Origin of the sequence: Mesorhizobium sp. CA14, assembly GCF_020165195.1 — a bacterium.
Classification (GTDB): domain Bacteria; phylum Pseudomonadota; class Alphaproteobacteria; order Rhizobiales; family Rhizobiaceae; genus Mesorhizobium.
Genome location: NZ_JAIUHR010000035.1, coordinates 40,634 through 49,952, shown reverse-complemented (window position 1 = coordinate 49,952; position 9,319 = coordinate 40,634). Strand labels below are relative to the sequence as shown.

Sequence of the window (9,319 nt, the reverse complement as noted above, 5' to 3'; positions counted from 1 at the left end):
GGTCCGGGTTGGGGAGAATGGCCATCGCGTTTCCTTCCGCTCTGTGCCCGACAAGCTTTGCTGTGATCCAAAAACCGGGATCTCCTGCCCGACCCTAAACGATGGTGTGATCGCCGCCGCATTCAGACGCTTCGTCGGGAGGATCGGCAGCGCAAGCTGGCAGAACGGCCACGCCCGCGGATGGTTCCCACACGATCGCGCCGCGCGATGACGGCAAGTGGCGATCAAATGATTCTGCGCGCCTATTCCGGCTCTTGCCGGCGACCGGCGGTGCCTTAGTTCCATTGCCAGCGGGTGGCCAAATTTGCCGATACAGGAGACGGCCGTGAAGCACCAAACCCTTGACCAAATCAACGCCGTTGCCGACGTTCATGCCGAAGCACCGGCTCTCATCGCCAATCGTGGCCAGCGCCTCGAGCGCTGGGCGCAACTTCTCGAACAAGACCCCGGCCGCCGCCTCACGGCGCTGACGGGCACCGAATACGCTTCGCCAGATGTGCGTCAAAGAATGCGCACCGACGGATCGGCGATCACCGTCGCTTTCGAGGATCCGATCTTTCGCGCGCAAGGCTTGCGAGACGACACCTATGGTGAAGCCAGGCGCTTCTTCGAAATGAGCGACTGGCAGCTGCATGAGGTCGTCTGCCATTGCCATGTCGGCGCCAACATGCCGGCCCGCTGGGCGGCATCGCGCGTGCGCGCGGCGATCTCTCCCGGCGCGGGCATTTTTGCCTGGCTGAGAGCGGTGTTCATGCATTAGAGCGGTTGCGTCGGCGGGACCGCGTCGGGCTCGACGGTTGACGGAAACGAAGGAGAGGCGCCGGGCTCTCCTCCGCCTCAGCGGTCGATCTCGCCGAAGACGATGTCGAGCGAACCGATGATCGCCGCGACGTCCGCCACCATATGCCCGCGCGACAGGAAATCCATCGCCTGGAGATGGGCGAAGGAGGGCGCGCGTATCTTGCAGCGATAGGGAACGTTGCTGCCGTCCGAGACCAGATAGACGCCGAACTCGCCCTTCGGCGCCTCGACGGCCGCATAGACTTCGCCAGGCGGCACGCGGTGGCCTTCGGTATAGAGCTTGAAGTGATGGATGGTCGCCTCCATCGAGCGCTTCATGATGGCGCGCGGCGGCGGCGTGATCTTCTGGTTGGGCACCGCGACCGGGCCCCGGCCATCGGCCGAGCGGAGCTTTTCCAGACACTGCCGCATGATCCGCACCGACTGGCGCATCTCCTCCATACGCACCAGATAGCGATCGTAGCAGTCGCCATGCTTGCCGATGGGGATGTCGAAATCCATTTCGGGATAGCATTCATAAGGCTGCGCCTTGCGCAGGTCCCAGGCGGCGCCCGAGCCGCGCACCATGGGGCCGGAGAAGCCCATGCCCCAGGCGTCGTCGAGCGAGATCACGCCGACGTCGACATTGCGCTGCTTGAAGATGCGGTTGTCGGTAAGCAAGCCTTCGAGATCGTCGCAAGCCTTCAGGAACGGATCGCAGAAATTCCAGATGTCGTCGAGCAGCTCTTCCGGCAGGTCCTGATGCACGCCGCCGACACGGAAATAATTCGCGTGCATGCGGGCGCCGGATGCGCGTTCATAGAAAACCATCAGCTTCTCGCGCTCGGCGAAGCCCCAGAGCGGCGGCGTCAGCGCGCCGATGTCCATAGCCTGCGTGGTGACGTTGAGAAGATGCGACAGGAGCCGGCCGATCTCGCAAAACAGCACGCGGATCAACTGGCCGCGCCGGGGGACGGACAGTTCGAGCAGCTTTTCGGCGGCGAGGCAGAAGGCATGCTCCTGATTCATCGGCGCGACGTAGTCGAGCCGGTCGAAATAAGGCACGGCCTGCAGATAGTTCTTGTATTCGATGAGCTTCTCGGTGCCGCGGTGGAGCAGGCCGATATGCGGGTCGGCACGGTCGACGATCTCGCCGTCCAATTCCAGCACCAGCCTGAGCACGCCATGCGCCGACGGGTGCTGCGGCCCGAAGTTGAGCGTGAAGTTGCGGACTGCGGATTCGGTCATGACGGCCTCCGCAAGAGTGGGGATCGAATGCGGACGGCGGCCCGTCGGCCGCCGTCCGTCCGGGTCATGCCGTGGTCTGGATGATCAGCGTCAGCGTGCCGTCACCGTCGATGTTGGCGGCGACGACCTGCGAGGAATTCAGCCCGTTCGCGTGCAGGACCGACGTCGCCTCGGGCGAGGCGTCGACCGAGCTCTGCAGCTTGGCCAACTCCTTGGCCGTCGTCCTGGTGACTATGGCTTCGGCCTGCGCCTTCACTTCCGAAGGCAAGTCCTCCATCGACACCACGACGATGTTGGTGACATTCTGGGCGGCATCGTCCTGGCCGGGCTGCGGCTGGCCGGGGACGGGCTCCTGGGCAGGGGGCGGCCCTTGCGGCGGCTGCGGATCGGCGCGTTGGGCGGAAGCGGGCTGCGCCAATGCCATTGCCGACAGCGTCAGGACCATCGTCAGCATACGCATCGTCTTTCCTTTCGATCTCGAAATTCTGACGACACAACCCGGGGGTCCGGCGATGGTTCCCGGATAGTCGCCGGTGCGGCTTAAAGAGCCCGCATTGTCCGCAACGTAACCGAATAGCGATGGCGTTCGACAGGCGGGATGGAGTGTTCCCACTCGTTCCGCGCCGGGCCGGCCATGAGATAGATGGATCTGGGCTCGACCTCGATCGTTTCACGGTCCCACGCCGCGCCGTTCTTGCGGCGCAGCCGGAAGCTGCAGGGCGCGAGCAGGGAGACGCCCGCGACGAGCTCGAAATGCGGTTTGTCCCGGTGCCAACCTATGCCGGCGCCGGGGCGATATTCGTTGATCAGCACCTGCGCGAATTCGGCTGCCGGGACGCCCGCGAAGGCGGCGACCTTGGCGCGAAGCGGCAGCAGGAAGTCCGGAATCGGCGGCGCTTCGAGCACCTGGCGGCGCTCATAATCATAGCGCAGGCCGAAGCCGACGACCTGTCTATTGGCAAGGTGGCCGTGAAAATCGAACGGCTTGAAAGGCAGGTGCTGGATGTGACCCACGAGTTCATCTTCCTCGTCGGGCGCAATCAGGTCCGGCTGGTAGGAGAAGCCTTCAGGCACGCCTGCGGGCGGCAGGCCGGCCGGCGCACCGAAGAGATCGCCCTGGAAGGCGCCCCCGCCGGCTCGGTTCCTGACTGATGACATGGGGCTCAGATAGGCAACCGGAACGCTTGGGCAAGTCCAGCCCCTGCCAAAGCGGAACCTCGCGTTGCGCCAGGGATTGGTGGTGGAAAGCAGGGTTGCGATCATGCCGTCCACCGCCATCCGGAATATCCATTACGATCCGTCGAGGCGGATCCTTTCGGTATGGTTCGTTCCAACCGGCAGGCGATACGATTATGAAGACGTGGGACCCGAGGTCTACACGGCTTTCAAGGCGGCTTTCTCGAAAGGGCAGTTCTTCAACGAATTCGTGCGCGACCGTTTTAGATATCACCTGGTCGAGCATGAAGATCGTCATTGAGCGCTATGGCCGGTGCGAGCAGAGGACGTTGGTCGGCGGCTGCAGCGGCTGGCCTACTAAGTGTCTGAAAATATTGCATATTATGAAATTACTGGCGGAGAGAGCGTCTTTCGGTTTCTGCCTATTGCGCTGAAAACATTGAGTTTTTCATGCTATTTGTTACACAGTTTTTTTACGCAACCTAGGATGGCCGCTTTGCGCCTAATGCCTGTCGTTCAAACCCGCTTGTGCAACGCCTGAAAGCAGACCTATTTTCAGATCGCTGCTTGCCGGCGGTGCTCTTTGCTCAACAGCCGCCTCAATCCCCTGGTGCGATGATTGATTTCGATCAGTGCTGGTCCAGGGGCGTCGATCATCGCTGGGGCGGAGCTATCTTCACTGTCCAGGCGGCATCTGTCACCTTTAATACCTCACTTGGTGGACGCGTGGTGCAGAGCCGCGATTTCTACGGACGAGGTAGCGCTATGAACTTTGTCGACATGGACCTCAACTTGTTGCGCGTTTTCGATGTGATGATGCGTGAAAGAAGCGTGACGCGCGCAGCTGCCGAATTGGGCAGGACGCAATCAGCTGTAAGCCACTCCCTGTCGAAGCTGCGGTATCTGTTGAAGGACGAATTGTTCACCAGAGATGGGGGCGAGATGCGGCCAACGCCTCGGGCGGTGGACTTGCTGTCAGATATTGCTGCTGCGCTGGCAACGATTCGTGCCTCGATCGACCGGCATCAAGTGTTCAATCCGGCGACGACCCGACGCAACTTTCGCGTTGGACTTACCGACTATCACGCCATGATATTTATCCCGGGGCTCATTCGAGAGTTTTCGAGGCAGGCTCCTAACGCGACACTGAACGTCATTCCCGCAAACGGACCCGACATCGGCTCCTCGGTCTATCTGAGGCAAGTTGACTGTGCGCTGACGGGAGCGGCAATACGCGACGATCCGAATCTCCTGAAGGTGGAGCTCGGGCAGGACCGCCTTTTTTGCGCGGTGTGGAGTGGAAGCAAGATCGCCAGGGGCGGTATGACGCTGGAAGCTTACTTGGCCAGTTCCCACCTCCAGATCTCCGCCGATGGTCAAGCAGAGGGGTTGGCAGATGCCGCCCTCAAGCAGCGCGGTCTGCGGCGCAACGTCGTTGCTACCATCTCGAACTATCTGGTGCTTCCCTGGGCGCTGCGCGGCACCGAACTGATCACCCATTGCGGGGATGCCATTCTACAGATGCTGGATGAGAGAAGTGAAGTGAGCCTTATCTCGCCACCGCTTCCTATTTCGGATGTCAATGCGTGGCTCATCGTTCACCGTCAGATGGCGAACGATCCGGGGACCAAGTGGCTCCGGGAGGTGATCGTGGGAATCTACAACGAGTCCCAGGCCAAGAGGCGCCGAAGTTCAATCGTCGACATCGGAGCACCAGGTCGACCGAAACAATAGCCGCCCATTGAACCCTGTTTCGCTAGGCTACTGCACAGCAATCTAAATGCCGACCGTTCTTTCTGCGTGCAAATTATGATCGATATTCATTTTCACAATGAAGACAATCAATTTGACGAATAGTTCGCGCAACGTGCAGATTGGACCCAACAAAAACAGGGGAACACCGAAATGAGATCGATGCTTAAGGGTTTGATTGCCGTAGCCATGGCGTGCACCGCCTCATCGGCGTGGTCCGCAACCCTCGACAATGTCAAGAAGAATGGAGTCCTCACCTGCGGCACAAATTCAGCAACCGCAGGCTTCAGCCTTCCGGACAATGAAGGCAAGTGGACTGGATTCGTCGTCGATTACTGTCGTGCTGTGGCTGCCGCCGTGCTTGGCGACGCGCAAAAGGTGAAGTTCATTCCGTTGACGCCGAAAGATCGCTTCACCGCGTTGCAGTCGGGAGAGATCGACATTCTCGCGCATAACGCAACTTGGACATCCTCCCGCGACATGTCGCTCGGCATTCTTTTCGCTGGTACGTATTTCTATGACGGTCAGGGCTTTATGGTGCGCAAAGCGGACAACATCACGTCAGCCAAGGGGCTGGATGGCGCATCGATTTGCGTAACCCAAGGCACCACAACCGAATTGAACCTTGCCGACTACTTCCGTTCGCAATCGCTCAAATACAGCACGGTTGGGTTCGCCGACGAGGAAGCTGTCGTAAAGGCTTTTGAGGAGGGGCGTTGCGACGTCCTGTCCGCGGACACCTCCACCTTGAACGCGTCGCGGTTGCGTATGGCCAAGCCGGACGACAGCATCGTGCTTCCCGAGTTGATCTCCAAGGAACCGCTTGGCCCAGCGGTGCGGCAGGGCGATGATCAGTGGTTCAACGTGGCGAAGTGGACGCTCTATGTCATGGTGGCCGCTGAAGAATTTGGGGTCACCTCGAAAAATGTCGATGCAATGAAATCTTCGGACAATCCGAACATCCGCCGTTTGCTCGGCGTAGAAGGCAGCATAGGCAAGGACATCGGGCTCGGCGACAATTGGCCGGTCGAGGTGATCAAGCAGGTGGGCAACTACGGTGAAGTCTTTGACCGGAATGTCGGCAAGGACTCGCCGCTCAAAATGGAGCGCGGCCTCAACGCGCTCTGGAACAAGGGCGGCATTCAGTACGCTCCGCCAATTCGCTAAGAAGACATCATTGCCGGGCGCTGGCGCATAATCGCTAGCGCCGTTGTGCTTACCCGACAGGACCGGCCATGTCCGATTTGACGCTTTCCGTGCAGCCGCGCAGAAGCCTCTCTTTGCACAATAAGAAGGTGCGAGGCATTTTCTACCAGGTCCTGCTCGCCGGCAGTCTGTTGGCCTTGGCCCTCGGTATCGGTATCCAGACCACCTCGAATATGCGGGCACGGGGGATCCCGCTTTCATTCGGCTTTTGGAATGAGGCTGCCGGCTTCGACATCAATCAGACGCTCATATCCTACGACACGCTTTCTACCTACGGCCAGGCCTTCTGGGTGGGCGTGGTCAACACGCTCTACGTCAGCTTGCTGGCAATCCTGTTGGCAACCTTGCTTGGCTTCGTGGTCGGCATTGCCCGCTTGTCGCAGAACTGGATCGTGGCGAAGGTCGCGACTTCGTATGTCGAGGTCATACGCAACATCCCGTTATTGCTGCAGCTGCTTTTCTGGTACAACGCCGTCCTCAAGCCGCTGCCCGCGCCGAAGTCGTCGATCGAAATTCCCGGCGGCATCTACCTCAACAATCGCGGCCTCATAATTCCGGAGATCCAACTGCATCCGGGAGCGGGGCTGGTGGACCTGGCATTCGCGGCAGCCATTTTCTTCTGCATCGTCTTCTGCTTCTACGCCAAGCGCGCCCAGAGACGAACTGGCAGGCAACTGCCAGTGCTCTTGGTTAGCCTCGCGACCCTGATAGGGTTTCCCCTCGTCATTTTCCTGGCGGCCGGCGAGCCGGTATCGTTCATAAGGCCGCAGCTGCACGGGTTCAATTTTCAAGGCGGACACCAGCTCTATCCGGAGTTCGCCGCTCTCCTGATCGGCCTGTCGGTCTACACCGGATCCTACATCGCCGAGATCGTCCGTGGTGGCGTCCAGGCGGTGGCAAAGGGCCAGACCGAGGCTGCCTACGCGCTGGGGTTCTCACCGGGCAAGACGCTTCGCCTGGTCGTTGTTCCGCAGGCGCTGCGCATCATCATACCGCCTCTGACAAGTCAGTATCTCAACCTGACCAAGAACTCGTCGCTTGCCGTCTTCGTCGGCTACCCCGACCTCGTTCAGATCTTTGCGGGGACGGTGCTCAACCAGACGGGAGCGGCCGTCCAGGTGATGGCAATCACCCTGGCGGTCTATCTCGCCATCTCCATCGTCACCTCGTTGGCCATGAACGCGTTCAACCGGCATTTTGCGATCGTCGAGAGGTGACGCATGACCGATCAATCCTTGCGTCCACCAATCGTCAATCTCGCACTGATGCCGGCGATGGCACCGCCTGCCGATGTCCGGCCGAGTCCGTTGACCTGGATCAAAAGGAATCTGTTCTCGACCCCTTTCTCGGGCGCGCTGACAATATGCTTCGTCCTCCTTGCGGTGTGGCTGCTGCATCAGGTTCTGAGCTTCGCCATCCTCAACGCGGTCTGGAGCGGCGGCCGAGAGGCCTGCCGTGCGAACCCGGAAGGAGCCTGCTGGCCCTTCATCGCGCAGAAATTCGATTATCTGCGATACGGCGCGTACCCCATTTCCGAGCGGTGGCGCGTTGATCTCACGCAGGCGATCGGGGCCATCCTGATAGCTTGGCTGCTGTGGACGAAGGCTCCGCGGCGCAAATTGGCGGCAATGCTATTTTTCGTTTTCTACCCCGTTGCCGCCTTCGTTCTCTTGCGTGGCGTCGCTCTGCTCCATTTGCCCGTGATTGACACCATGCTCTGGGGCGGGCTCTTGATTACGCTGCTCATGTCGATCGTGGGCATCGTCTTCTCGCTTCCGATCGGGATCCTCCTGGCGCTCGGACGCAGGTCGGACCTCCCAATCGTCAAGGCGGTTTGCCTAACATTCATCGAAGTCGTTCGGGGCGTGCCGTTTATCACTGTGTTGTTCATGGCGAACTTCATGATGCCGCTTTTCGTGCCGGATTACTTGACGCCAGATCGTCTCCTGCGCCCGCTCATCGCCATAGCCTTGTTCTCCTCCGCCTACATGGCAGAAGTTGTGCGGGCCGGTCTTCAGGCGATTCCGAAAGGCCAATACGAGGCGGCGAAGGCGCTCGGCATCAGCTACTTCGACATGATGCGCCTGATCGTACTGCCCCAGGCATTGACGATCGTCATCCCGAGCATTGTCTCGACATTCATCGGCCTGTTCAAAGACACGACGCTGGTTGCCATCGTCGGCATCGCAGACTTCTTGAAGGCCGTCGAAACGGCGCGGGTCGATCCGAGCTGGGCAGGCCCTACGATCTCCTCAACAGGGTACCTTTTTGCGGGGCTGGTCTATTGGGGCTTCTGCTTCGGCATGTCCCGTTACTCGCAGTCAATGGAGCGCCAGCTGGCGCGCGGCCACAAATCCTAGGAACGAACGACGATGCCTCAAGCAGTGTACACTCCGAGAAGGGAAGCACCCGGCGAGTCCGTCGTCGCCGTCGAGCTGCGCGACGTTAACAAATGGTTCGGCTCGTTCCATGCGCTCAAGAACATCAAGCTCTCGGTGCCTCGCGGTCAGCGAGTCGTGATCTGTGGCCCATCCGGGTCGGGCAAATCGACCATGATCCGATGCATAAACCATCTCGAGGAGCATCAATCGGGCGAGATCATCGTCAACGGAAAGCCGGTGGCGCAGGATCTCCGCAGGATAGACGAAGTCCGCAGCAACGTGGGTATGGTGTTCCAGCACTTCAATCTGTTTCCCCACCTGACGGTGCTCGAGAATTGCATGCTTGCGCCGGTGTGGGTGAGGAAGATGCCGCGGATGGCGGCAGAACAATTGGCGCGCCATTATCTCGATCGCGTCAAGATCGCGGAAAAGGCGACCAACTATCCGGGGCAGTTGTCGGGTGGCCAGCAGCAACGCGCTGCGATTGCCCGTGCCCTCTGCATGAACCCAAGAGTAATGCTCTTCGACGAGCCGACCTCCGCCCTCGATCCGGAGATGGTAAAGGAGGTCCTTGACACGATGGTGTCGCTCGCCAGCGAGGGCATGACGATGCTCTGCGTCACGCACGAGATGGGCTTCGCGCGGGAGATAGCCGATCGAGTGGTGTTTATGGACCACGGCGAGATCGTTGAGGCGAACACACCACATGAGTTCTTCGCCAATTCCCGATCGGAGAGGGCGCGCCAGTTTCTGGCGCAAATCCTCAAATAGCCGCG

The 9,319-nt window shown here is 60.1% G+C and carries 11 protein-coding genes; 8 read left to right on the top strand and 3 right to left on the bottom strand.

From position 1 onward, the window contains the following. On the top strand, positions 1-211 hold a 211-nt coding region (locus LB565_RS26815; RefSeq protein WP_224589111.1), incomplete at its 5' end, for a hypothetical protein. Between the two features lie 114 nt (positions 212-325). Then, positions 326-760 (top strand): hypothetical protein, encoded by a 435-nt coding sequence (locus LB565_RS26810; protein WP_224513916.1) that lies wholly within the window; start codon positions 326-328, stop codon positions 758-760. A gap of 77 nt (positions 761-837) precedes the next feature. On the opposite strand, the gene LB565_RS26805 is transcribed toward LB565_RS26810, so the two are convergent. From LB565_RS26805 to LB565_RS26795, 3 genes are all read right to left on the bottom strand, one after another. Continuing rightward, the gene (locus tag LB565_RS26805) at positions 838-2,028 is read right to left on the bottom strand and encodes an NADH-quinone oxidoreductase subunit D (protein ID WP_224589110.1); all 1,191 of its coding nucleotides are present in this window, start codon (positions 2,026-2,028) and stop codon (positions 838-840) included. Between the two features lie 64 nt (positions 2,029-2,092). Continuing rightward, positions 2,093-2,488, bottom strand: coding sequence for a hypothetical protein (locus LB565_RS26800; protein ID WP_224589109.1), 396 nt, complete (start codon positions 2,486-2,488; stop codon positions 2,093-2,095). 80 nt (positions 2,489-2,568) lie between these two features. Further along, positions 2,569-3,186, bottom strand: a complete 618-nt coding sequence (locus LB565_RS26795; protein ID WP_224589113.1) for an alpha-ketoglutarate-dependent dioxygenase AlkB — start codon at positions 3,184-3,186, stop codon at positions 2,569-2,571. Positions 3,187-3,289: 103 nt separating this feature from the next. Between LB565_RS26795 and LB565_RS26790 the strand changes: the two genes are divergently transcribed. The 6 genes from LB565_RS26790 to LB565_RS26765 all read left to right on the top strand — a co-directional run bounded on the left by LB565_RS26790 (position 3,290) and on the right by LB565_RS26765 (position 9,314). Then, complete coding sequence (locus LB565_RS26790) at positions 3,290-3,505, top strand: KTSC domain-containing protein (RefSeq protein WP_224589108.1); 216 nt, start codon at positions 3,290-3,292, stop codon at positions 3,503-3,505. A gap of 275 nt (positions 3,506-3,780) precedes the next feature. Further along, positions 3,781-4,938: a LysR family transcriptional regulator gene (locus LB565_RS26785; RefSeq protein WP_224589112.1), complete on the top strand. Its 1,158-nt coding sequence runs from the start codon at positions 3,781-3,783 to the stop codon at positions 4,936-4,938. A gap of 171 nt (positions 4,939-5,109) precedes the next feature. Further along, the gene (locus tag LB565_RS26780) at positions 5,110-6,123 is read left to right on the top strand and encodes an amino acid ABC transporter substrate-binding protein (RefSeq protein WP_224589107.1); all 1,014 of its coding nucleotides are present in this window, start codon (positions 5,110-5,112) and stop codon (positions 6,121-6,123) included. Between the two features lie 68 nt (positions 6,124-6,191). Beyond that, on the top strand, positions 6,192-7,379 hold the full coding sequence (locus LB565_RS26775) for an amino acid ABC transporter permease (RefSeq protein ID WP_224589106.1): 1,188 nt from the start codon (positions 6,192-6,194) through the stop codon (positions 7,377-7,379). 3 nt (positions 7,380-7,382) lie between these two features. Next, the gene (locus LB565_RS26770; RefSeq protein ID WP_224589105.1) at positions 7,383-8,522 is read left to right on the top strand and encodes an amino acid ABC transporter permease; all 1,140 of its coding nucleotides are present in this window, start codon (positions 7,383-7,385) and stop codon (positions 8,520-8,522) included. A 12-nt stretch (positions 8,523-8,534) separates the two neighbouring features. Beyond that, a complete protein-coding gene (locus LB565_RS26765) occupies positions 8,535-9,314 on the top strand; it encodes an amino acid ABC transporter ATP-binding protein (RefSeq protein ID WP_224589104.1) in 780 nt (259 codons plus the stop codon). Positions 9,315-9,319: the final 5 nt, after the last annotated feature.

What these genes read in the sequence shown, in the direction of transcription:
- LB565_RS26765 (WP_224589104.1), top strand. Translation starts at nt 8,535, where the DNA reads ATGCCTCAAGCAGTGTACACTCCGAGAAGGGAAGCACCCGGCGAGTCC.
- LB565_RS26775 (WP_224589106.1), top strand. Translation starts at nt 6,192, where the DNA reads ATGTCCGATTTGACGCTTTCCGTGCAGCCGCGCAGAAGCCTCTCTTTG.
- LB565_RS26770 (WP_224589105.1), top strand. Translation starts at nt 7,383, where the DNA reads ATGACCGATCAATCCTTGCGTCCACCAATCGTCAATCTCGCACTGATG.
- LB565_RS26800 (WP_224589109.1), bottom strand. Translation starts at nt 2,488, where the DNA reads ATGCGTATGCTGACGATGGTCCTGACGCTGTCGGCAATGGCATTGGCG.
- LB565_RS26780 (WP_224589107.1), top strand. Translation starts at nt 5,110, where the DNA reads ATGAGATCGATGCTTAAGGGTTTGATTGCCGTAGCCATGGCGTGCACC.
- LB565_RS26790 (WP_224589108.1), top strand. Translation starts at nt 3,290, where the DNA reads ATGCCGTCCACCGCCATCCGGAATATCCATTACGATCCGTCGAGGCGG.
- LB565_RS26795 (WP_224589113.1), bottom strand. Translation starts at nt 3,186, where the DNA reads ATGTCATCAGTCAGGAACCGAGCCGGCGGGGGCGCCTTCCAGGGCGAT.
- LB565_RS26805 (WP_224589110.1), bottom strand. Translation starts at nt 2,028, where the DNA reads ATGACCGAATCCGCAGTCCGCAACTTCACGCTCAACTTCGGGCCGCAG.